The 22,903-nt window shown below is 68.4% G+C and carries 23 protein-coding genes; 13 read left to right on the forward strand and 10 right to left on the reverse strand.

All coding sequences use genetic code 11. The features are described from left to right. The first annotated feature begins 1 nt into the window (after position 1). Positions 2-898, forward strand: coding sequence for an O-methyltransferase (locus tag ACZ5L9_RS06315; protein ID WP_464535168.1), 897 nt, complete (start codon positions 2-4; stop codon positions 896-898). Positions 899-954: 56 nt separating this feature from the next. Here the strand turns inward: ACZ5L9_RS06315 and ACZ5L9_RS06320 are convergent, their stop codons facing one another. From ACZ5L9_RS06320 to ACZ5L9_RS06350, 7 genes are all read right to left on the reverse strand, one after another. Next, a complete protein-coding gene (locus ACZ5L9_RS06320) occupies positions 955-1,584 on the reverse strand; it encodes a very short patch repair endonuclease (protein WP_464535172.1) in 630 nt (209 codons plus the stop codon). Positions 1,585-1,780: 196 nt separating this feature from the next. Continuing rightward, entirely contained in the window at positions 1,781-2,065 is a 285-nt protein-coding gene (locus ACZ5L9_RS06325; RefSeq protein ID WP_464535176.1) for a hypothetical protein, read from the reverse strand. A gap of 341 nt (positions 2,066-2,406) precedes the next feature. Continuing rightward, the gene (locus tag ACZ5L9_RS06330) at positions 2,407-3,723 is read right to left on the reverse strand and encodes a hypothetical protein (RefSeq protein ID WP_464535179.1); all 1,317 of its coding nucleotides are present in this window, start codon (positions 3,721-3,723) and stop codon (positions 2,407-2,409) included. Between the two features lie 29 nt (positions 3,724-3,752). Next, positions 3,753-4,517, reverse strand: a complete 765-nt coding sequence (locus ACZ5L9_RS06335) for an ATP-binding cassette domain-containing protein (RefSeq protein ID WP_464535183.1) — start codon at positions 4,515-4,517, stop codon at positions 3,753-3,755. 80 nt (positions 4,518-4,597) lie between these two features. Further along, positions 4,598-4,993, reverse strand: coding sequence for a hypothetical protein (locus ACZ5L9_RS06340; protein ID WP_464535185.1), 396 nt, complete (start codon positions 4,991-4,993; stop codon positions 4,598-4,600). Between the two features lie 1,535 nt (positions 4,994-6,528). Then, entirely contained in the window at positions 6,529-7,671 is a 1,143-nt protein-coding gene (locus ACZ5L9_RS06345) for a hypothetical protein (RefSeq protein ID WP_464535187.1), read from the reverse strand. A gap of 11 nt (positions 7,672-7,682) precedes the next feature. Continuing rightward, positions 7,683-8,480, reverse strand: a complete 798-nt coding sequence (locus tag ACZ5L9_RS06350; protein ID WP_464535189.1) for a carbon-nitrogen hydrolase family protein — start codon at positions 8,478-8,480, stop codon at positions 7,683-7,685. 39 nt (positions 8,481-8,519) lie between these two features. Between ACZ5L9_RS06350 and mobA the strand changes: the two genes are divergently transcribed. The 5 genes from mobA to ACZ5L9_RS06375 all read left to right on the forward strand — a co-directional run bounded on the left by mobA (position 8,520) and on the right by ACZ5L9_RS06375 (position 12,812). After that, positions 8,520-9,113 (forward strand): molybdenum cofactor guanylyltransferase, encoded by a 594-nt coding sequence (mobA, locus tag ACZ5L9_RS06355; protein ID WP_464535191.1) that lies wholly within the window; start codon positions 8,520-8,522, stop codon positions 9,111-9,113. 4 nt (positions 9,114-9,117) lie between these two features. Further along, positions 9,118-9,465, forward strand: coding sequence for a DUF6457 domain-containing protein (locus ACZ5L9_RS06360; RefSeq protein WP_464535194.1), 348 nt, complete (start codon positions 9,118-9,120; stop codon positions 9,463-9,465). Positions 9,466-9,508: 43 nt separating this feature from the next. Next, entirely contained in the window at positions 9,509-10,486 is a 978-nt protein-coding gene (locus tag ACZ5L9_RS06365) for an NAD(P)H-quinone oxidoreductase (protein ID WP_464535196.1), read from the forward strand. A gap of 23 nt (positions 10,487-10,509) precedes the next feature. Further along, positions 10,510-11,067, forward strand: coding sequence for a bacterial proteasome activator family protein (locus tag ACZ5L9_RS06370; RefSeq protein ID WP_464535199.1), 558 nt, complete (start codon positions 10,510-10,512; stop codon positions 11,065-11,067). 116 nt (positions 11,068-11,183) lie between these two features. Continuing rightward, positions 11,184-12,812 carry a long-chain fatty acid--CoA ligase gene (locus ACZ5L9_RS06375; protein WP_464535201.1) on the forward strand — a complete coding sequence of 543 codons (1,629 nt, stop codon included), beginning with the start codon at positions 11,184-11,186 and terminating at the stop codon, positions 12,810-12,812. A 260-nt stretch (positions 12,813-13,072) separates the two neighbouring features. Here ACZ5L9_RS06375 and ACZ5L9_RS06380 read toward each other — a convergent pair whose 3' ends face one another. Beyond that, entirely contained in the window at positions 13,073-14,431 is a 1,359-nt protein-coding gene (locus ACZ5L9_RS06380) for a cytochrome P450 (RefSeq protein WP_464535203.1), read from the reverse strand. A gap of 111 nt (positions 14,432-14,542) precedes the next feature. Here ACZ5L9_RS06380 and ACZ5L9_RS06385 point away from each other — a divergent pair, with 111 nt between their 5' ends. Beyond that, on the forward strand, positions 14,543-15,124 hold the full coding sequence (locus ACZ5L9_RS06385; RefSeq protein ID WP_464535205.1) for a TetR/AcrR family transcriptional regulator: 582 nt from the start codon (positions 14,543-14,545) through the stop codon (positions 15,122-15,124). A gap of 75 nt (positions 15,125-15,199) precedes the next feature. Here the strand turns inward: ACZ5L9_RS06385 and ACZ5L9_RS06390 are convergent, their stop codons facing one another. Next, positions 15,200-15,838, reverse strand: coding sequence for an HAD family acid phosphatase (locus ACZ5L9_RS06390; protein WP_464535208.1), 639 nt, complete (start codon positions 15,836-15,838; stop codon positions 15,200-15,202). 244 nt (positions 15,839-16,082) lie between these two features. On the opposite strand from ACZ5L9_RS06390, the gene ACZ5L9_RS06395 reads away from it, so the two are divergent. From ACZ5L9_RS06395 to ACZ5L9_RS06415, 5 genes are all read left to right on the forward strand, one after another. After that, the gene (locus ACZ5L9_RS06395) at positions 16,083-16,499 is read left to right on the forward strand and encodes a nitroreductase/quinone reductase family protein (RefSeq protein WP_464535210.1); all 417 of its coding nucleotides are present in this window, start codon (positions 16,083-16,085) and stop codon (positions 16,497-16,499) included. Then, entirely contained in the window at positions 16,499-16,789 is a 291-nt protein-coding gene (locus ACZ5L9_RS06400) for a hypothetical protein (protein WP_464535212.1), read from the forward strand. Before ACZ5L9_RS06395 ends, ACZ5L9_RS06400 begins: the two co-directional genes overlap by 1 nt. Further along, positions 16,786-17,370 (forward strand): NUDIX hydrolase, encoded by a 585-nt coding sequence (locus ACZ5L9_RS06405; protein WP_464535214.1) that lies wholly within the window; start codon positions 16,786-16,788, stop codon positions 17,368-17,370. The genes ACZ5L9_RS06400 and ACZ5L9_RS06405 overlap by 4 nt, the downstream gene beginning before the upstream one ends. Before the next feature lie 95 nt (positions 17,371-17,465). Then, the gene (locus ACZ5L9_RS06410; protein WP_464535216.1) at positions 17,466-18,737 is read left to right on the forward strand and encodes an arylsulfotransferase family protein; all 1,272 of its coding nucleotides are present in this window, start codon (positions 17,466-17,468) and stop codon (positions 18,735-18,737) included. 349 nt (positions 18,738-19,086) lie between these two features. Next, positions 19,087-20,691, forward strand: coding sequence for an ABC-F family ATP-binding cassette domain-containing protein (locus tag ACZ5L9_RS06415; RefSeq protein ID WP_464535218.1), 1,605 nt, complete (start codon positions 19,087-19,089; stop codon positions 20,689-20,691). Between the two features lie 50 nt (positions 20,692-20,741). Here ACZ5L9_RS06415 and ACZ5L9_RS06420 read toward each other — a convergent pair whose 3' ends face one another. Then, the gene (locus ACZ5L9_RS06420; protein WP_464535220.1) at positions 20,742-22,187 is read right to left on the reverse strand and encodes an MFS transporter; all 1,446 of its coding nucleotides are present in this window, start codon (positions 22,185-22,187) and stop codon (positions 20,742-20,744) included. Positions 22,188-22,286: 99 nt separating this feature from the next. Between ACZ5L9_RS06420 and ACZ5L9_RS06425 the strand changes: the two genes are divergently transcribed. After that, positions 22,287-22,841 (forward strand): TetR/AcrR family transcriptional regulator, encoded by a 555-nt coding sequence (locus ACZ5L9_RS06425; RefSeq protein ID WP_464535222.1) that lies wholly within the window; start codon positions 22,287-22,289, stop codon positions 22,839-22,841. The last annotated feature ends 62 nt before the right edge of the window (positions 22,842-22,903 follow it).

Below are 22,903 nucleotides of genomic sequence, written 5' to 3' on the forward strand. Positions count from 1 at the left end.
CGTGCCTGTGCGGCAATACGAGTTCCGGCCAGCCAAGGCCGCGCAGCGACGCATGATCGTCGATGTGTGTAGACGCTTGACCGCGCTCGACCGTCTCGACAGCTACCAGTACGTCGGCTTTGGCGGCTTGGAATTCATCGACTTCACTGAATTCCATCTCGGATTGGGTGTGCATGCTATGACCAGCATCGAGCACAGTCTGTCCGAGGAGCCACGCCTGCTCTTCAACAAGCCGTACGAGTCCATCGAGCTCTTAATGGGTGACTCGCGCGCGCGACTCGCCGACGTCGACTGGGCCGCTAAGCGCGCGATCGTCTGGCTCGACTACTGCAGTCAACTGACAACCAGTGTCCTTCGCGACATCGACTACGTGGCTCGCACCGCAAGGCCCGGAAGCGTGTTGATCGTGAGCGTGAACGCCGGCGTCAGTACGAAGTTGAGCGATCGTCTCCCCAACCTGCAGAAGAACCTGGGACGCTTTGTCGACGCCAACCTGGTACAGCGAGACATGAAGGCTTGGGGCGCGGCCCGCGAACAGAAGCGAATCATGGAGCAGCACGCATCTAGTGCGTGCCGCGAGGCTTATGGCGAGCCGATCCGGCAACTGTTTGACTTCCAGTATGCGGATGCTTCACCCATGCAAACCTGGGGTGGATTGATCGTCGACCGAGTGACCGCCTCAGCGGCCGAGCTCTGCAGGTTCGATGACCTCGACTTCGTACGCGATCGGTTTGCCGACCCGATCGAGATCCACGTCCCGTTCCTCACCGATAAGGAGATGAGCTACGCACTGCGCGGGCTTGTCGGGGATGCCACCGCGCCTGCGATGTCTGGAGTGAGCAAGCAGGACATCGAGAATTTTCGTGCCGTCTACCGATATCGCGCTGGAGCCCGGTAACCCTGATTGCAGGAAAGCAGGATTAGGAGGGCGGCTGCACTGGCATGTGATTCTGTTCAGGATGGGAAGGCCCCTGCGACTAGGAGCGCTTGCCTTATCACCTCGACAACTTCCTTGGGGTCCTCGTGCTCCCAGAACCGCAAGACGACCCAACCCGCCTCGGTGAGCTTCACTGTGGTGTCGGCGTCACGAGCGACGTTGCGCTCCAACTTCTTGGTCCAATACTCTGTATTTGACTTCGAAACGGTTCCATGACGCGGGCATGCATGCCAATAGCAGCCATCGATGAATACGGCAACCCGCCAACGTGTGAAAACCACGTCCGCCGTCCGCCTCACCGACGGCACTGGACGATAGGCGACGCGATAACGAAGCCCCATCGCGTGGAGCTGACGGCGCACCGCCAACTCGGGCTTCGTGTCACGTGAGCGATTACCCAACATGACTCTACGGGCCCTCGCGCTGCTGGCCCATGAGTAGCCATCTGCTGCCACAGTTCCAGGGTGCCATCTGCCCACGAGCGATTCCAGCGACTGGCTCGGTCCAGGATGGACGAAGAACGGTAGGCTTGCGTAGATCACATGGGGACGTGAGCCTGAATATTTCTCGCATTGAGGTGGGTTGCGGTGTGCCGCGTCTCCTGGCACCTCGTCAGGAACTCGGGTGGCTCGCCGACTGAGCGTCACGGCCGCCTCTCGTGAACCGTGCGTTCTAGGTGAGAGTCACGAGCGGCGCTTGCGGTGCGCGGCGTGGCGACATCGACGATCCCAATGAGTCGGTGGCACGTACCGCGGACCCGGTTCCGAAACGGACCGTCCTCCGGAATCCCCTTGCGGCTGCGACTTTGGCGGTCCTGCCCAGCCGTCGCCAGCGAAACGCGAACTACTCATCATGCTCGGCAGGCGCTCGCACAAACGAGTAATCGTCAAACGAGCTGAACATCAAAGCGAGCGCCAAGTACACCAGAATATCCACCAGCAGAATCGGTCCAACATTATCCGCATTCACAAGGTAATTGAAGCGCATAGGCAAAACGCCCGGCGAAGAAGATACGATCGCTATGACTACTGGCGCAATCCAGGCTAAGCGACCCCCAGAAAAGATCGCCGTCAGCCAGCCGGCGAGGCACAGAAATACGAAGTCCGCGAAGACCAAGTGCGGGTCCACTTGGCGAGGGAGGGCTAACGCGATAGCAGCGCCGATTACCACGCTTACGCATGCCAAGATAGAGACCCATGCAAAACGCCACGACACGATGGGGCGTGATCGGCCAATTAGAAGCCAGTTGCTACGGTCCGAGATTAATGATGTCAGTACGACTGCCGGAGCACTGAGGCCGGCGAGAACTCCGCTGTCAAGAATTCTCCCTCGCATCTGAAAGTCGGCGTGCGATCGCAGCGATAGTCCCACACCCGAGGCCACGAAAGCAATAGCTATTGAGATCCCAAGAAAGAGGATCGTCGAGCTCCTGACTCCGCGCGATATCGCAACAAGACGAATCAATGCGCTCAGCTCAGACTTTGAGGAGAGACAGTGCAATTGACGACATCGGCGCGATGCTCAGCGTACCAACGCGACCGTGAGTTCGAGTCCAATGCGTCCCAGCTTCGTTGAAACGCGGATACTGGCGAATAGTCGAGGATGGTGGGATCGAGAGCCGGCGCCCCGAACATGTCCGAACCGTCGGTTTTGATTCCGAGCTTTCGCATCAGCCAATATTGCATGACGTCCACCGTTCGAGCCACCGGTCGTCCGCTTGCGTCATTTGCACCAGCGCCCGTGCAGTTTTCTCGCAAAAGTGTCATGGAAATGTTGGCCATCAGCTGGTCGCCATTCACTACGTGCGCTTCTCCATGGACGCCATTCGCCACCTCAAAAGGTATGGTGACGTGGTCATCCTTCGAGATGACGACGGTCCCCGACTTCGAAACGTTGACCTCGTCTAATGTAACTCCGTTTGGGCTCATTCCCTTCAGCCAGGCGAGCTCTCGGGCGGCATATGTGTGAACTGCGTCTGCAGTGTGCATCCTCGCGGCGGTCATACATATTTTGATTCCGTCATCGTAGGCTCGACACGTCGCCTGCATGGACGACGGCACAACGCTCATTCCATCCGCGCCAACAAACAGCAAAGGTGACGCGATCAGACAAGCGACTGCTGCGGCCGTGCTGGCCAACTGCGAGCTGCGAGATGCGATCGCCACAAGAAGAGCGGCCAATACGAATATCAAGGCTCCCCGCATCGAAAGCATCCACAATGCAGTCTGACGATACGTACGCTCGCGCGAATCAGCAACTTCTACGCCAGCAAGAAATGAGAGTGATGGGTTTCCCGAATCCGCGAAGATTTGCAGCACATAGAGAAGCACTACGCTAGCCGCTACTGCAAAGTATGAGGGCGCGACCTTGGATGCCAGCGACCCAAAGGCCGCGCAAGCGACGTACCCGAGCGAGGTAATGAGGACCGACATCAGAGGCGGATAGCCGTACGAAGCAGTCAAAGCTGTGATTGCCAAGGCGATCAGCGCCGAAAAGAGGGCGCCCGCGGCGGCACATGCTCCAAGGGAGAAGACCGCGCGCGCTTCAATCTCCACGCGCTCCCGGCTCGACGTGAGAATCAGTTGGCGAAAGTTCCTTCGGGCCGGTGCGGAACAGATCCACGCGGTGAGACCGGCAACGAGTGGGTACGCGATGATCGTCGCATCCTCAATGGCTGCACCTGTCTCTCCCCACGAGCCCATCCATTGTGCCGAACTCGCCACTAGGGACGCTGCGCTCGTCGCGGCGGCGACTAGGGCCACGACGGCATAACTGAGCAAACTCATGGGAAGACTGTTTACCCGTGGGATTTTCATCACTCCGCGACCTCTTCAATAACTCCGAAAAGACCATCGCGAAGAGCATCCAGCCCGTTTGAGTGGCTATCGTGTTTCGCGCGGGTCGCAAGGTCCTCCGGCGAGCCTCGCCAGACGATTGCGCCGGACGAAACCACGGCTACCTTGTCGGCGACGGCAGCGACGTCCTCAAGCAGATGGGTGGCAAAAACGACGATGGTATCTTGCGCCAGGTTCCGCACGAGCATGTGGAAGTTCGCACGCTGCACCGGATCTAGCCCGGCAGTAGGCTCGTCAAGCAGAAGTACCTCTGGGCTGTGAACGGTTGCAGCAGCCAAGCCAACGCGACGCAAGGTGCCCCCGGACAATTCCCCCATCCGGCGCGCGGTCGCGGCGGATATATCCGTTGCGTCGACCGCCCTCTCGATTGAGGCCGCTAGATCCTTCGTTGGCACTTCCTTTAGCCATGCTGCATACCTGAGGAAATCGACGACGCGCATTCGCGAGGGATAACCGAACGCCTGCGGTAGCCAACCGACCTGACGTGCGCGCTGCCGTGCCTTGATATTATCGCCGTCGACGCAGAGTTCGGTAGTGCCTGAGGTCGGCTTGATGACGCCAGCCAGGATACCGATCAATGTTGTCTTGCCGGCGCCGTTCGGACCCAGTAGCGCCGTCACGCCTGTCGGGAATTCGGCGCTAATGTTCGTCAATACTTCCTTACGCCCGCGCTTGTGCGTAATCTCGTTAGCGCACAATGAGCTAGAACTTGATGCTTGGGTCACGAATGCACGTCCTTAACGTTCACACTGCAGAAGCCTTTGCGGAGCGCCGAGTCGCTCCGCAAAGGCAATGTGCGGCGGACTTACGGCCGAAGAGCCGCCGTAAAGCTTCCACAGGAGTCGGGGAGGTTGTTCTTGTTCCGACAGATCTTCACCTTGACGCCGTCCGCGCCACAGTAGGTGGCGGTTGTGCCGACCGTGCCGTAGCGACCCACGAGGGTGCTCGACGTGGTGTCCGACGTGTGGCGCCCAAAGTCTTCATCGAGGTCGTTGTCATATACGACCGTACCGCTGTAGTAGACCGGGTTTCCGGAGGTCGACTGCAGCTGTCCGCGGGTGAGTGATCCGCACCCGTACTCGGTGGTGATGAATTGGGTACCCTTTCCATCGTTTGAGGACACGTTTGCCGCGATCGCCGAGGCGGGTGCTGCTGCGAACATCGTCGCAGCGATGGCGACGGCGAGGTGCTTCATCTTCATAGACAGCCATCCTTTAGAGTGGAATGTATTTTGTTAAACCATTTGCGTGCACGTGCGTTCAGCACCACGGCACACGGCCCAACTTTTTGACTATTCAGACGTGCGGGATTCGAACATCGCTGCGCAGCTTCAGATCGCCCGTACACTGGCCTAGTTTCCGGTCATGACCCAGTCGTTACCAACGAAACTGGAGTGTCTAGACCATCGGCTTCTTTCAGGTCGCCTGATCCACGGTCATACGTCATACGCCGTCTCGACCCGGCTTCTGTGCTGCGACTCAAAATGCGCAGAGGTGGACGCGGAACTTGACCGTCACGTCGGCGACTCCTGGGCGGTCAACCAGTGCCCGCCCGAGCGGCGGCTGCGCACTGCACATCAACGTGACCTATCCTCTTTTGGCGGCGTGTGTGGCTCCGCCATCGCGTTGCAACATCGATGGCCAGAGCGGCAGTGCCTCGCCACGGGCAGCGCTCACCGCGGCGGTCGTCAGCTCTCTCGCGTCGAGGCCGGCGCACGCCAATCGCTGCCGGGTTCAGCGATTAGAGCCACGAGTACCGACGCACGCGGGAGAGTGCGCTCGGCCGAATCCACAGATGACCTGGCGCCACGCCCGGACGATCTGCCGGACGCCGAGGGGACTCCTTCGCCTCCTGCTGGGCCCGTGCCAGGCACTCAAGCCGTCCGTGAAGACCGCATCTCCGCTTCAATCGATCCACCGGCCACCCGGAACACGAAGGCCCCGACGAACCCAGGGCCAATGGTCGCGCGGGCCAGCAAGGCTAGAAACCTCTGATCTGTTCTGGCACGGGATCACATCGGGTACCAAACTCATGAGACTGCCCTCAAGGGGTTCTTACATCTCGGAGACTTCCTACACTCACCACTTCCGAGAGCTACTGCCCTCGACGACCACCACGGTAGCCGCCAGTCGCACGGATGGCGACAGCCGACCCAGATTGTGCGACCACGGATGGCTAGCGGGTGCACCCGGAGATGACGCTTCGACTTCTTCGTGCATGGCACTTTCGGAGCCGGCCGATGCATCGAATCGGGGAAAACGGTCGGATGTGTCGGGGAAGCACCCGGTTTGTCGCTCCGTTCACGCAGGTCAACGGCTTGTGTCGTGAGCCCGCCACACGACGTTGGACACTCGAGGCCCAGGCGGACATGGAGGGAGTGAACCCACTCCCGAGGAAGGCCGCCGATGGGTCTCGACTCGATGCTCGACGCATCAGCGCACGGCGTCGCACGCCGCGATGCGCACCGAGCTGACCGCCCTCGTGGGAGCAGCCGAGGCCGCGTCCGTACGCCCGCACGTCGTTGCGCGGCGGCGCGCGACGAGCTGCGGGCGGCGCCGGTGGAGCGGCTCGAGCCGGTCCGACGGCACGGGGCCGGCAGACGGTCCGCCGAAAGTGTCACCGTGACACTTTCGAACTGTCACGGTGACAGTTCGAGGCTCACGTGACACTTTGAACTGTCACTCACGCCCCGAAGTGTCACGGTGACAGTTCGGCGCTCTCGCCGTGACAGCTCGCTCAGAGCAGCGCCTGGGTGCGGCGCGGCTCGGGGCGTACGGCGGCGGCCTCCTCGGCCTGGCGCGCGGCCCGGCGGCCCCCTCCGGCGACCGGGGTCGGCTCCGGCTCGACCGGCTCCGCCCGCCGACGACCTCCGCCACCCCGGCCAGCCCGGCCGCGACCACCACGAGCGCCGCGCGCCGCGCGTCCGCCGGTGAGGTACAGGTCGGCGCCGATCACGACGTAGCCGATCAGCAGGCCGACGACGAGGCTGTAGGCGATCGAGAGCAGGCCCTCGATGATCGAGACCTCGGGGTTGATGAACGTCGTCGCCATCGGCGCGGTGGCCGCCACGCCGAACGCGCACACCCACCAGCCCTGCCGTCGACGAGCGCGCATGTGGGTTCCCCAGGCCAGAGCGGGCACCCCGAGGAGCGCCTCGATCGGGCGCGGGTAGCCGCCCAGGTGGTCGCGCAGCCAGACCACGCCGTCGCGCAGCGAGCCGATCAGGCCGGGGGTGCCGTAGCGGCGGATCGCCTCGGCGTAGAGCAGGGTCGCGAGCAGCAGGAAGCCGCCGCCGGCCACGGTCGCGAGGCCGCGCCTGCCGAGGCCGTGCAGGCCCGCGCCGAGCCGGAAGACGAGCAGGAAGGTGCAGACCAGCGCCAGAGCGAGGGTGGCGTACTGGAAGCGGTTGACGGTCACCACCGGCGCGTAGCCGATGGCCGCGAGCGAGCCGATCGTCGCGGTGAAGGTGGCGATCGCGCACTCGCGCGCCGCCCTCGGGAACGTGACAGCCGGCGTCGTGCCCATCACGGCGAAGACGGCCGCGATCACGGCCATCAGTACTGCGGCGCCGGTCCGCATCGGATCGGAGTCGACCACGAAGACCGCCACGCCGAGAGCGAGGGCGAGCAGGCCGGCGACGAAGGGGCGTCCGCCCGTACGGGCGGCGAGGCCATAGCTGTACGCGACCGACATCGCCACCGCCCCGATGCCGCCGAAGACCGCCTCGTGGAACCCGAGCACCGCGACCAGGATGCCGGCGATGCCGACCACGCAGACGCCGGACCACAGGGTGGTCTGCGATCGCCGTCCGAGGCGCCCGCCGACCCGTCCAGCGGTCCTCGGTTCCCGGGTGGAACGACGGGACCGGGCGCTGCTCATGGGGTTGGAGGCTACATGCGCCGGTTGACCAGCGAGGGATTGACGCGACGGGCCTCGACCAGCTCCACGCGGGAGAGTGAGGCAGTGATCACGGCCCGGTCAGGTCCGGCCTCGGCGATCACGTCGCCCATCGGGTCGACCACCATCGAGTGCCCGCAGTAGCGCGGCGCGGGCTGGCCGCAGGCGACCACGTACACGGTGTTCTCGATCGCCCGGGCGCGCAGCAGCGTGCGCCAGTGGTCGACCTTGCGCTCCCCCGCGACCCACGCCGCCGGTACGACGAGCACCTCGGCGCCGGCCTCGACGAGCGCCCGGGCGAGCTCGGGGAAGCGCAGGTCGTAACAGGTCATCAGGCCGACGGGGACCGCGTTGCCCTCCTCGTCGAGCACCTCGACCACGGTGGGGCCCAGGTCACCGGGCGCCAGGACGTCGGACTCCCGGTAGCCGAACGAGTCGTAGAGGTGGATCTTGCGATAGTCCCCGCGGGTTCCGCCTCGCATGATCAGGGTGTTGAAGGGCCGCTCCGGCGTTTCCGGCGAGCGCTCCAGCATCCCGGCGATCACGGTCGTGCGATGCGCGGCGGCGGCCTGTCCGACCTGCTCGGCGAAGTCGGCTCCCGCGCCATCGGTGGACTCGGCGTACGGCTCCAGCGGCTCGCCCGGCTTCCCGAAGTCGCGCTGGAAGACCTCGGGGAAGACGACCAGGTTCGCGCCGTCGGGCGTCAGCTCGCCGAGCCGTGCCCGGTTGGCGGCCGGGTCGAGGCCGGCCGGCTCCTGCACGAGGGCGACGTTGAGCGTGGTCCAGGTCATGGCGCCCATCATCGCGCGGCGGTGGTGAGGTGTCGCAGGATGGGAGGCGTGTGGGAACCCTGGGCAGCGATCATCCTCGCGGGCGGCCGGGCCAGCCGGCTGGACGGCGTCGACAAGGCCGGCATCGAGGTCGGCGGGCGCACCCTGCTGCAGTGGGCGCTGGACGGGGTGATCGACGCGCGCGAGGTCGTCGTGGTCGGCGATCCGGTGCCGAGCGAGCGCCCGGCCACGTTCGTCCGGGAGAGCCCGCGGTTCGGCGGCCCGGTGGCGGGCCTGCTCACCGGCCTCGACTCGCTCGTCACGGTGCCGCGCCACGTCGGGGTGCTCGCGGTCGACATGCCGTACGTGCACCACGGCACCTGGCGCCGACTGCTGTCCGCGGCCGCACCGGAGGACGGCGACCCGAGGAGCCGCAACGCGGTCGACGGCTCGTGGCTGGTCGGTCCGGACGGCCGCTGGCAGCTCGCGATGGTGCTGGACACAGCGCGCCTGGCGGACGTGCGACCGGGCTACGAGGAGCAGCACGACTTTCCACTGCGCAGGCTGCTCGACGGACTGACGCTGGCATCGGTGCCCTCGCAGGGTCGCGAGCACGAGGACATCGACACGTGGACCGACCTGAGTAAGGCTTGAGCCCGTGAACCTGCACGACTGGATCGATGAGCTGTGCGACGCCCTCGACATCGACACCGACGTCGACGAGGGGCTCGTCCTCGACCTGACCAAGGTGGTTGCCGACAACGTGGTGCGGGTGGCCGCCCCGATCTCGGCCTACCTCCTCGGCGTCGCCGTCGGCCGGGCCGACGCGGATCCCACCGAGACCGAGCGACTCGCCGGGGTCGCCCAGGCGCTCGCCGAGCGCTGGGACAGGCCCGCCGGCGGCGTCCCGGACGACGAGGGCGCCGCCGGAGACGAGGAGGACGCGACCGACCTCGACTTCGGCGAGGACACCGCCCTGGACAACCCCGGCGAGCTCGAGGCCTGAGCCACCGCGTACGCGGTGCGGGTGGTCTGCCTAGGGTGGAGGCATGCGTGCCGTCGTCGCCAGCGAGCCCGGAGGACCGGAGGTCCTCACCGTCACCGAGCTGCCCGACCTGGCGCCCGGACCGGGGGAGGTGCTGATCGAGGTGGCGGCCGCGGGTCTCAACCGCGCCGACCTGCTGCAGCGGATGGGCTTCTACCCGCCGCCGCCCGGCACCTCCGACGTGATCGGGATGGAGGTCAGCGGCACGATCGCCGCCCTCGGCGGAGGCGTCACCACGTGGCAGGTGGGCGACCGGGTCTGCGCGCTCCTGGCGGGTGGCGGGTACGCCTCCCAGGTCGTCGCACCGGCCGGCCAGGTGATGCCGATCCCCGACGGCGTCGGCCTGGTCGAGGCCGCCGCGCTGCCCGAGGTCGCGTGCACGGTCTGGTCCAACGTCTTCATGGTCGGCGCGCTGCGCCCGCACGAGTCGCTCCTGGTGCACGGCGGTGCCGGCGGCATCGGCACCATGGCGATCCAGCTCGCCCACCACCTCGGGGCGCGGGTCTTCACCACCGCCGGCACGCCCGAGAAGCGCGCCCTGTGCTCCGCGCTCGGCGCCGACGTGGTGATCGACTACCGCGAGGAGACCTTCGAGCAGGTGATCAAGGACCACACCGACGGCCGAGGCGTCGACGTCGTCCTGGACAACATGGGCGCCAAGTACCTCGCCCGCAACATCGACGCGCTCGCCGACTCCGGCCGGCTGGTGATCATCGGGATGCAGGGCGGCACGACGGCCGAGCTCGACATCAACGCCCTCATGCGCAAGCGCGCCGCGGTCATCGGCACGACGCTGCGCTCGCGCCCCGTCGAGGGCAAGTCGGCGATCTGCGCCTCGGTGGTCGAGCACGTCTGGCCGCTGATCGCGGGCGGCGAGGTGCAGCCGGTCATCGACGCCGTACTCCCTCTCGAGCAGGTCGCCGAGGCTCACCGGCGGATGGACGGCGGCGAGCACGCCGGAAAGATCCTGCTCTCGCTCTAGACCCTCTGACTACTGTGGGGAGCATGAGTGAGGAGCAGCAGGTGATGGTGATCGGGCCCGACGGTCAGCCGGTGACGATGACATCCGCTGAGGGCGATGACGCCGACCGCGACATCACCGAGCTGGTGGAGCAGCCGGCGAAGGTCATGCGGATCGGCGCGATGATCCGACAGCTCCTCGAGGAGGTGAAGTCGGCTCCGCTCGACGAGGCCTCCCGCAACCGGCTGGCCGAGATCCACCGCTCCTCGATCAAGGAGCTGGAGTCGGGCCTCGCGCCGGAGCTGGTCGAGGAGCTGGAGCGGCTGAGCCTGCCGTTCTCCGACGAGCGCACCCCGTCGGAGGCCGAGCTGCGGATCGCGCAGGCCCAGCTGGTCGGCTGGCTCGAGGGGCTCTTCCACGGCATCCAGACCGCGATCTACGCCCAGCAGATGGCGGCGCGGGCGCAGTTCGAGCAGATCCGCCGCGGTCTGCCGGCCGGGATGGGCATCTCGCCGATGGGCCAGCCCGGCGAGGCGCCGCAGCAGCACGGCCAGCAGCAGACGCCGGGCGAGCCCGGCACCAGCAGCGGCCTCTACCTCTGACCGGCCTCGACGCGCGAGCGGGGCGAGCCTCGGGATCACACGGGCGGGATCACGATTCTGCGCACGAGTGACCCGATCTCCTTGTGACCCAGCACACAGCACGTCACGATGTGCCCATGCTGGGACTGATGCAGGACGCGCCCCTGACCACGACGGCCATCCTCGAGCGCGGCGAGAAGGTGTATGCCACCCGGGAGATCGTCACGAGGACAGCGACCGGGATCCACCGTGCGACCTTCGCCGATCTGGGGGTGGAGGTACGCAGGCAGGCGACCGTGCTGGACAGGCTCGGCCTCACCGAGGACGCCCGGGTCGCCAGCTTCGCGTGGAACACCTTCCGCCACTTGGCGCTCTATTACTCCGTGCCGGGCACCGGCCGGGTGCTGCACACCGGCAACATCCGCTACTTCCCCGAGCAGCTGATCTACACGTTCAACCACGCCGAGGACGAGGCCGTCTTCGTCGACCGCTCGCTGCTCGGCCTGCTCACCCCGGTGCTGCCGCAGCTCACCACGCTCAAGCACGTCGTGGTGATGGACGACGGCGTGCCGACGCCGATCCCCGACGATCCGAGGATCAAGCACTACGACGACCTGATGGCGGATGCCACCCCCGCCGACCTGCGCGGACGCGTCACGGACGAGCTCACCGCCGCGGGCATCTGCTACACCTCCGGCACCACCGGCCACCCCAAGGGCGTCGTCTACACCCACCGCTCGCAGTGGCTGCACGCGATCGCCTCGCTCACCACCAGCGTCTTCGGGATGACCGACGGTGACCGACTCCTGCCGGTCGTGCCGCTCTTCCACGCCAACGGCTGGGGCTTCGCGCACTCGCCGCTGATGGGCGGCGCCTCGCTCGTCATGCCCGGCCCGGACCTCTCCCCCAGCGGCATCGTCAGCCTGATCGCCGCGGAGAAGGTCACCGTCGCGGCCGGCGTGCCGACGATCTGGATGGGTGCGGTGCCGCTGCTCAAGGAGCACGACCTGTCGGCGCTGCGCGCAGTGATCTGCGGCGGCTCCGCCGTACCGGTGTCGCTCTCGGAGGCGTGGCGCGACGCGATCGGCGTACCGATCACGCAGGCGTGGGGCATGACCGAGATGTCGCCGCTCGGCAGCGTCACCCAGATGCGCAGCGAGATCACGTCGGAGGAGGAGGAGATCGAGATCCGCTCCACCGCCGGCCTGATCGCACCGGGCGTGCAGGCGAGGATCGTGGACGCGATCAGCCGCGAGGAGCTGCCCTGGGACGGCGAGGCCTCCGGTGACCTCGAGGTCACCGGGCCGTGGGTCGTGAAGCAGTACTACAAGACGGACGAGCCGGGTGACTCCTTCTCCCCCGACGGCTGGCTGCGGACCGGCGACGTCGCCGCCATCACGCCGCTGGGCTACATCAAGATCGTCGACCGTACGAAGGACCTGGTGAAGTCCGGCGGCGAGTGGATCAGCTCGGTGGACCTCGAGAACCAGATCATGGGGCACCCCGCGGTGAAGGAGGCGGCCGTGATCGCGTTGCCGCACCCGAAGTGGGGCGAGCGTCCGCTGGCCTGCGTCGTGGTCCGCGACGGCGCGACGCTGGAGCGCGAGGAGCTGCTGGGCTGGCTCGCCGAGCGGATCGGCAAGTGGCAGGTCCCGGACGACGTGGCCTTCATCGACGAGGTGCCGAAGACGTCGGTCGGCAAGTTCTCCAAGAAGACCCTGCGCGAGCAGTACGCGACCTACGTGCTGCCTACTGCCGAGGCGTAGAGAGAACTACCGTCGAGACCAGGGGATCGCTCCTCAATCCGCACCTCTCCTTCACGACCGAGGCCCGGGGCGGCCATGGAGTTCTGCCAGTCGGTCCTCGGCGGTGAGCTCAACGTCGTCACGTTCGCGCCGTCGGGCTTCGCGATCGGTGGCGTCGTAGCTGCTGGTCGGGCGAGGTATGCAGCCGAACCGACACTTCCCACGGTGAGTTCCGCACGGGAAGTGTCGGTTGACCTGCATACCTCGATGAACCGACCCGACTAGCGCAGCCGCACGGGCAGCGTCTCGTACCCACGCAGGATGCGGGTGGGGCGTCGGGTGGCACCGGGGGCGATCGCGAGCTCGGGAAAGCGCTCGAAGAGCATCCGCAGGCCGACCTCGCCCTCCATCCGGGCAAGCGCCGCGCCGAGGCAGTAGTGTCGCCCGGCGCTGAACGAGACGTGGTCCTTGGCGTTCTCGCGGGTGACGTCGAAGCGGGCCGGATCGGCGAAGACCTTCGGGTCGCGGTTGGCCGCCGCGAGCACGGTCGTGACCAGGCCGCCGCGCGGGATCTGCTTGCCGCCGACCTCGGTGTCGGCGGCCGCGATCCGGCCGGTCAGCAGCACCGGAGGGTCGTAGCGCAGGATCTCGTCGGTCGCGTTGGACCACAGGCTCGGGTCCTCGCGCAGCAGGGCGAGCTGGTCGGGGTGGTCGTGCAGCAGCGCGATGCCGTTGCCGAGCAGGTTGACGGTGGTCTCGAAGCCGGCCGCGAGCACCAGCCCGGCGGTCGACTTCAGCTCGTGCGCGGTGAGTCCGACGCCGTCCTCCTGGGCGGCGACGAGCTCGCTGAGCAGGTCGTCGCCGGGGGTACGGCGCAGCTGCTCGAGGTGGTCGGTGAGCCACGCGTCGAACTCGCGCAGCCCGCTCTCGACCTGCTGGAACGTCCGCCAGTCGAGGCCGAGGTCGAGGCTGGGCGCGGCAGCGGTGCCGAACTCGAGCACCTTGGCGCGATCCTCCATCGGGACGCCGAGGATCTCGGCGATCACGGTCACCGGCAGGAGGGCGCAGTAGGTCTCGACCAGGTCGATCGGCTCGGTGTCGGTCCCTGAGACCGGCGCGTCGGCGAGCCGCTTCTCGATGTCGTCGAGGAGTCCCGCGGCGATCTCCTCGGTGCGGCTGGTCAGCCGCTGCACCGCCTTGACCGAGAAGACCCGGGTGACGAGCTTGCGGTAGCGGGTGTGGTCCGGCGGATCGGTGACGAGCAGCGACGGCGGCTCGACCGGGCTGATCACGTCGAGCGCCGCCCAGCGGGCGACCTTCGCGAGCGTCCCGGCGGCCGCGCTCGGCATGCCGGTGTGGAAGTCGTTGCTGGTCAGCACGTCCTTCACCGCGGCGTGGTCGACCGCCATGTTGGTGAGCCGGCCGCTGTAGACGGGCCCCTGCGCCCGCGCCTCCTCGAAGAGATCGAGCAGCTCGAAGGTGTGCGCACCGGGCGCCTTGGCGATGAGCACGCCCTGCAGGTCGCCCCGCTTGGCGGCGGCGCGGAAGTACGTGCGCGGCAGGACGTGGCCCGCGCCCCAGCGCACCGGCCTCTTCACCTGGTCGACGAGCGGCTTCACGACGGGTTCCAGCAGCGTCATCGCGGGCTCCTCCTGATCGGTGGTACGCAGCCGTACCACGGGCTCTGTCGAAGTTACCCCGCCGACGGGGATCTGACCAGAGCCTCCGGCCGCCGCCCCTAAGGTGGGCGAGTGACCGTCACCGTGCTCGACCACCGCACCCGGCTCCTGGCCGGGCTGTCGGACGCGCTGCGCGAGCGGTCGTACGCCGACGTCACCGTCGCCGACGTCGTCCGCCACGCCCGGACCTCGAAGCGGACGTTCTACGAGGAGTTCGCCGACAAGCACGACTGCTTCGTCGCGCTGCTGAGGCTCTCGAACGCCGAGCTGAGCAGCCGCATCGCCGGCGCCGTCGACCCGAGCGCGCCCTGGCAGCACCAGATCCGTCAGGGTGTCGGCGCGCTGCTGAGCCTGGTGCAGGCCGAGCCGCACCTGTTCCTGAACTGGTTCCGGGCCGTGCCCGCGCTCGGCGACGAGGGCCGCGAGCTGGTCCGGGCCGGGATGGCCGTCTTCGTCGACCTCATGCAGGCGCTCGCGGACACTCCGGACCTGCAGCGCGCGGGCGTACGTCCGCCGACCCGCGAGCTGGGCATCGTCGTCTTCGGCGGTCTGCGCGAGCTGATCGCCACCGCACTCGAGGAGGGCCGCGACCCCGAGTCGCTGCTCGACGCTGCGACCGATGCGGTCAGCGCGCTGCTCGCCCCGCGCGCCTGAGCCGGCGGGGTCTCGACAAGCTCGACCTCCGGGCTCGACCCCGGGCTCGACCTCCGGGACCGGACCTCCAGGCGGTCAGGAGAGGGCGCCGCCGTAGTCGGGCAGCTTGTAGGTACGGCCGGTGTAGGGGCCGGTGAGGTCAGTGGTGTGGTTGCCGATGTCGGCGACGATCGTGAAGCCGAGCTTGCGGGTGATCGTGGTGCGGTGGCGCGACTTCTCGTGGACGAGGTCCTCACCGGGCTTGCGCCCGAAGACCCGGTCGTACGTGTAGCCGGCGGCGGTGAGCTCCGGCGTCACCGAGCCGAGTCCGCGCTGCAGCCGGCCGGTCACGAAGAAGACGTGGATGCCCAGGGCGTTGGCGTGGCGGGCGACCCGGCGGGTGGCCGGGACGGCCTGCGGCCAGGCGTACTGCGACTGGAGCGACGTGTTGTCGATGTCGAGGACGATCGCCAGCGCGCCGGGGTCCACGGCCCGTGCGGCCCGGACCGTGAGGTAGTGGTTGGCGCCCTTCAACGCGCGCCGGGTGTCAGCGAGCCAGGCCGCCTGCGTCGGCAGGCTCCTCCGAGCGTGGGCCGCCGAAGCGGATGGGGTCACGGTCGGGGTCACGGTCGGGGCGTGCGGCCCGTCCACCGTCCGTGCGAGAGCACACCCGGGCGCGAGCAGCGTTGCTCCCAGCGTCAGTCCGAGTACAGCGGCAGGCAGGCGTCGGCTCATGCGTCGAGGGTAACGAGCGGATGGAGTCCTCAGGCCTTCGCGGGCGGTGACATAGGCGATCAGGCCGGGCTCCACCGACACCAGCCGGTCGACCTCCTCGCCGCTGTCGCAACGGCGGAGTGACACCGTGACCCGTGACCCGGCCGGCCCGGTCGGCAGCCAGGTGCCACCCGGCGCCCTCCCACCGGCGAGGCACCGGTCCAGATCGCTGGTGCCTACTTGTCCAGGGTGCCAGGATGATCGGGTGAGCGACTGGAACGCGGGGATCATCGAAGAGTTCCGAGCCAACGAGGGCCGCGTCGGCGGGCCCTTCGAGGGAGCATCGATGGTGCTGCTGCACCACACCGGCCGCACCAGCGGCACCGAGCGGGTGACACCCCTGGTCTACCTGCCGGGATCCTCGGCGGACGAGATCTTCGTCTTCGCCTCCAAGGGCGGCGCACCGGACGACCCGGACTGGTACCGCAACCTCGTCGCTGCGCCGACGACGACCGTGGAGGTCGGCACCGAGACCTATCCGGTGACGGTCTCCGAGGTCAGCGGCGAGGAGCGCGACCGGATCTACGCCGCGCAGGTCGAGCGGATGCCCGGCTTCGGGGAGTACGCCGAGAAGACCGCCGGCATCCGGGTGATCCCGGTCGTCCGCCTCACCCGCGCCTGATGGCGCTCACCGTCTGCTGCTTCCTCTGGGCCCTGCCCGGGCAGGAGGACGGGCTCGCGGCGTACGAGGACCAGGTGCTCGCCCTCGTGCCGGAGCATCGCGGCACGGTGCTCCAGCGGGTGCGCGGTGAGGACGGCGCGACCGGCCCCCGCGAGGTGCAGCTCTTCCAGTTCGAGGACCAGGACGCCCTCGACTCCTACCTCGAGGACCCCAGACGACTCGCCCTCTCCGACCTGCGCGACCGGGTGGTCGCCCGCACCGAGCTCTTCCCGGCGACGGTGCTCTCGTGAGCACGCCCGAGCCGGCCCGGACCCTCAAGGCGGTCCCGCCCACGCAGCGCCCGCGCCGCGTCCGACGTACGGCCCGGGTCCTGCTCGTCGACGACCGCGACCGGCTGCTGCTCTTCCGCGACACCGACCCGGGTCTGGACGACGCGCACTGGTGGATCACGCCCGGCGGCGGGATCGACCCGGGCGAGTCCGACCGGGCGGCCGCGGTGCGCGAGCTGTTCGAGGAGTCCGGCGCCGTGATCACCGAGGACGACCTGGTCGGACCGGTGATGACCCGTCGCGTGGTGCACGGCTACACCGACGTGGTGATCGAGCAGGAGGACGTCTTCTTCGCGTGCTGGGTGCCGGCGTTCGACGTCTCCGACGCCGGACACACGCCGGAGGAGCAGGTGCTCATGACGGCGCACCACTGGTGGACGCGCGACGAGCTGGCCGCGCCCGCCGAGATCGTCTGGCCGGCCGAGCTCCTGGAGCTGTGGGCGGACGCCGACGCACGGCGCACCGCGAGCGAGGAGCGGGCTCCGCTCGACGGCGGCGACGTCGAGGAGTCGACCGTTCCGGACCACTTGCGGGCACGCTGACCGGATCCCGGACGGCATGGACGCGCTCTTCAGCATCTCCCTATAGTCCTGTTAGTCACTAGACATAGTCACACTGACAACAGGAGATGCAGAACATGCGCAAGAACCAGCAGATCGGGCTGCTGGCGGCGTCGGCGACCACCGCCCTCACGCTCGCCATCGCCGTCCCGGCGACCGCAGCCACTCCTCACCATCGCACCACCGGCGAGACCACCGCGCCACCGGTCACCGTCACGACCAACACCCTGGGCAAGCACGCCGGCGGCGACATCTTCGTCGCCCCGTACGGCACCTCGAGCAGCTACGCGAGCGGCGCCGAGATCCTGAGCCCGGACGGCAAGAGGGTGGTCTGGTACCACCCCGCCGACGCCGGCACGACGATCGCCGACTTCCGCGCCCAGACCTATCGCGGCAAGCCCGTGCTGACGTTCTGGCAGGGCACCGGCCTGGGCGGTCTCGCCACCGGCACCGACTACATCTACAACGCGCACTACAAGAAGATCGCCGCGGTGCATGCCGGCAACGGCCAGAGCGCCGACGGCCACGAGTTCCTCATCACCAAGCGCGGCACGGCACTCGTGCTGGCGTACGAGAGGTCGACCGCCGACCTCACCTCGATCGGCGGCCCGGCCGACCAGGCGGTGATCAACGGCGTCGTGCAGGAGATCGACATCAGGACCGGCAAGGTCCTCTTCGAGTGGAACAGCGCCGACCACGTGCCGTACTCGGAGAGCCACCAGCCGCTGCCGGCCAGCGCCTCCACCCCGTGGGACTGGTTCCACGTCAACGCGGTCAAGCCCGACAGCCACGGCGGCCTGCTGGTCGACGCCCGAAACACGTGGACCGCCTATGACCTCGATCGCCGGACCGGTGCCATCAACTGGAAGCTCGGTGGCAAGGACAGCTCCTTCACGCTCAAGGCCGCCGACGGCACCGTGCTCAACGACGACGAGCGGATCTTCGCCTGGCAGCACGACGCCGAGGATCACGGCCACGGCCTCATCACGGTCTTCGACAACGAGTCGGCGGGCACCGCGAACACCGGCTCGGACGCCCTCTCCTCCCTCGACCGCAGCCGCTCGCTGGCGATCCGGCTCGACACCCGCCGCCACACGGCGACCCTCGTGCGGGAGTACGACGAGCCCTCCACCACACTGGCCCCCTCGCAGGGCAACACCCAGCTGCTGCGCAACGGCGACGTCTTCACCGGCTGGGGCGCGCTCTCGCACCTGAGCGAGTTCGACCGGGCCGGCGACGTCGTCTTCGACGCGAGCTACCCGGCGGGATTCGTGAGCTACCGCGCCTACCGGCTCCCCTGGCAGAGCACCCGGGCAGGCCACGCGACGAAGGGCCACCAGCACCGCTGATCTCTCCTCCACGAGTGCCTGTCCGCGTTCGCGGGCAGGCACTCGTGTCATCTCGCCACCTCCGCAACGACGGCCTGCTGCCACCAGCTCGCGATCCCGGCCCGGGCAGCTCCTCGCCGCGGCCTGGTCGGCGAGCGTGGGGATCGTGCGCCGGGCGTGGGCGCGGAAAATGCGTGGCCGCTGGCGGGGGCGGTTCCGTATCGTGGGGACGTCCCACCCCCGAGCACGAGGTGTCGTCTTGACGGGCATCACCGGTTTCGCCGCGCAGTCCCTGCGCTGACACCGTTCCGAGACCCCTCGTGGGCTCCGGTGTCGGCGCTTCCGCCGAAGCCAGCCGTGGAGTCCTCTCGTGTTCCCCAGCATCACCCTGTCCTCGCTCACCCTCGAGTGGGCCGACGGCACCGTCGCGCTCAGCGACCTGTCCGCCACGTTCTCGTCCGGCCGTACGGGCCTCGTCGGCGACAACGGCGCCGGCAAGTCGACCCTGCTGACGGTCATCGCCGGACTCGTCGCCCCGACCTCCGGCTCGGTCTCGACGACCGGCGAGGTCGGCTACCTGCCGCAGACCCTCACCCTGGCGGCCGAGTCCACCCTCGCCGACCTGCTCGGCATCGCGCCCCGCCTCGAGGCGCTCCGCGCGATCGTCCGGGGCGAGACCGATCCGGAGCTGTACGACGTCATCGGCGACGACTGGGACATCGAGGCACGCGCCGCCGAGACGCTCGCCGCGCTCGGCCTGGGCGGATCGTCCCTGGATCGTCGCGTCGGGGAGATCTCCGGCGGCGAAGCGATGCTCGTCGCCATCGCCGGTCTTCAGCTGAGGGCCTGTCCGGTCACGTTGCTGGACGAGCCGACCAACAACCTCGACCGTACCGCTCGCACCCGGCTGCGCGAGCTGGTGCGCGGCTGGAGGGGCACGCTCGTCGTGGTCTCGCACGACCTCACCCTGCTGGAGGAGATGGACGCGACCGCCGAGCTCCGCGCAGGATCGCTGAGCGTCTTCGGCGGCCCGTACTCGCAGTGGCGGGCCTATCTCGACGGACAGCAGGCCGCCGCGATACAGGCGATGCGCTCGGCCGACCAGGCGGTCAAGGTCGAGCGACAGCAGCGGGTCGAGGCGGAGTCGAAGCTGGCTGCTCGCGCCCGCAACGCCGCCACCGCCCGCGCCAACAGGGTCGCCTCGAAGATCGTGATGAACGGCCGCGCCTCAGCGGCCGAGAACTCCGCGGCGAAGCTGCGCGCCGGCCTGGATGCTCGCCTCGAGGCGGCCCGCGAGCGCGCGGCTGCAGCCGCGGACCGGGTCCGGTCGGAGGAGCACGTCAGCCTGCTGCTGCCCGATCCGGACGTGCCGAACAGCCGCCGCCTGGCCGTCCTCGTCGGCAGCGACGAGCGCGAGCACGTGCTCCAGGGACCGGAGCGGCTCGTCCTCGTCGGCCCCAACGGCGTGGGCAAGTCGACCCTGCTGGCGCGGCTCATGACGCAACAAGTGACCTCTCGGCCCGCGGAAGGCGCCCCCTCGGCGGTCGGCTGGCTGGAGACGCCACGGTTCGGCTACCTCCCGCAGCGGCTCGACGGCCTCGACGAGGACGCCAGCGCCCTGGAGTGCATCCGGGCGGCCGCACCCGACATGGAGACCGGCGCGATCCGCAACCAGCTCGGCCGGCTGCTGTTGCGGGGCGACAGCGTGTTCCGGCCGGTCTCGACGCTGTCGGGCGGCGAGCGCTTCCGGGTCTCGCTCGCCCGGCTGCTGCTTGCGACGCCGCCGGCCCAGCTCCTCATCCTCGACGAGCCGACCAACAACCTGGACGTCGCGACGGTGACGCATCTGGTCGAGGCCCTCGGGTCCTACCGCGGCGGCCTCCTGGTCGTCAGCCACGACGACGACTTCATCCGGCGGCTCGAGCCGGCGCGGGTGCTGGAGCTCGACTCCGAAGGGGTGCTGACCGAGTCGTGAGGGCCGGCGAGGCGCCCGCGCCCCACCGACCCTCACAACTCGCGGGCCCGTCAGGCCGCGGTCGCCACCGACAGCCGGGCGGCCCGGGCGGCCCGGCGCTGGGCGACGTGGATGACGAGGGCGACCACGACCGCCGCCGCGTAGAAGAACGTCGCGACGGTGAAGACCTGCGCGTACCCATGGGCCTGCGAGACCGGCGCCGGGGCGGGCTCGTGATGGACGGCGACACCGAAGACGACGGTGAGGAGCGCGAGACCGATCGAGCCGCCGAGCTGGTGGGCGGTGTTGACCAGGCCCGAGGCCGCGCCGGCGTCGCTCGCCGCCACCTCGGCCATGCCGAAGTCGGTGAGCAGGATGATCGCGATGCCCTGACCGACCCCGAGGACGAGGAGCGGCAGCAGGATCTGCGGGAAGAAGGTGGTGTCGGCCGAGAGCCGGCTCAGCCACGCCATCCCGATCATCGCGGTGAGCAGCGCGGCGATGAGCAGGGCGGACTTCGAGATCCTCGGCGCGAGCCAGCGCACCACGTAGACCATCGCGAAGAACATCGCCGTGATCGGGATGTAGGCGAACCCGGTCGCGAGCGGGCTGAGGCCGCGGACGTTCTGCAGGTACTGCGACAGGAAGTAGAAGGTCGAGAACATCGCCCCGACGATCAGGATGCGGCCGAGGTAGGCGCCTGAGCGCTGGGCGCTGGCGAAGAGGCGCAGCGGGGTGATGGGCTGCACGGCGGTGCGCTGGATCAGGACGAAGGCGACGATCCCGACAGCGGCGACGGCGAGCGGCACGACAGTACGCGCGCTCGTCCAGCCCGCGGTGGCCGCCTCGACGAGTCCGTAGACCAGGGCCGACATGCCGACCGTGATGGCGAGCGCGCCCGGGAGGTCGACGCGGCCCGGCTGGCGCGGGGTCTCGGGCAGCACGCGAGGCGCCAGGGCGAGCACCGCGAGGCCGATCGGGACGTTGATCAGCAGGCCCCAGCGCCAGGACGCGTACTGGGTGAAGACGCCGCCGACGATGATGCCGACGCTCGCGCCGGCTCCGATCACGGCGCTGTAGATCGCGATCGCACGGGAGCGCTCCTCGGGCTCGGGGAAGCTGCCGACGAGCAGCGCGAGGGTCGCCGGGATGGCGAACGCCGAGGCGAGGCCCTGCAGCGCGCGGGCCGCGACCAGGATCCCGGCGCTCGGCGCGATGCCGGCCAGCAGCGAGGCGAGGGTGAAGACGGCGATGCCGGCGGTGAAGACGCGGCGACGGCCGAGCAGGTCGCCCGCCCGGGCGCCGAGCAGGAGCAGGCCGCCGAAGACGAGGACGTAGCTGTTCTGGATCCAGGAGAGCGAGGCGTCGCTGAAGCCGAGCTCGTGCTGGATGTGGGGGAGCGCTGTCGTCACGATCGACGCGTCCAGGGTCATCATCAGCTGGCAGCCGAGGATGACGGCCAGGACGATGCCGCGGCCTGTGGTGGGGGCCGCTTCTGCTGCCGGCTGGGTGGGCACGGGCTCGTTCCTCTCATCGAAACTAACTGGTTGGTTATCTCAGTGAAGCACCGAGGGAGCCATTTAGCAACTAACTAGTTATCTACTACGATGTGAGCCATGGCACGTGACCCCGATGCGACCCGGACGCGGATCCTCGACGCCGCCGAGGCGGAGTTCGCGGCGTACGGCATCGCCGGCGCCCGGGTGGACCGGATCGCCGAGAGCGCAGCGGCCAACAAGGCGCTGATCTACAAGTACTTCGGCAACAAGGAGGCGCTCTTCGACATCGTCTTCGCTCAGCGGGCGCTGTCGTTCGTCGACGAGGTGGAGTTCGACGCCACCGACCTGCCGGGCTACGCCGGTCGGGCGTTCGACCTGTACGAGCGCTACCCGACGGTGCTGCGCCTGACCAGCTGGTACGGCCTCGAGCGCGCCGACGGAGCCCTGCCGGCGATCGTCGAGTCCAACGCGAAGAAGCTCGACGCCATCGCCGCCGCACAGCGGGCGGGCGACCTCACCGATGCCTTCTCACCGCTCGAGCTGCTCACCCAGGTCCGCGCCCTCGCGATGGGCTGGCACCTGCACACCCCCGAGCTGGCCGTGGTGCGCCGGCCGAGCCGGGCGCGCTGTCGCGAGATCGTGGTGGAGAGCGTGCGCCGCCTCGTCGCCTGAGCGGGGGTCGGACGTCATGCGTCCGCAGCGGCGGATGGCCTCGAGACGTACGACGTACGACG

It is taken from the genome of Nocardioides sp. JCM 18998 (assembly GCF_055391535.1).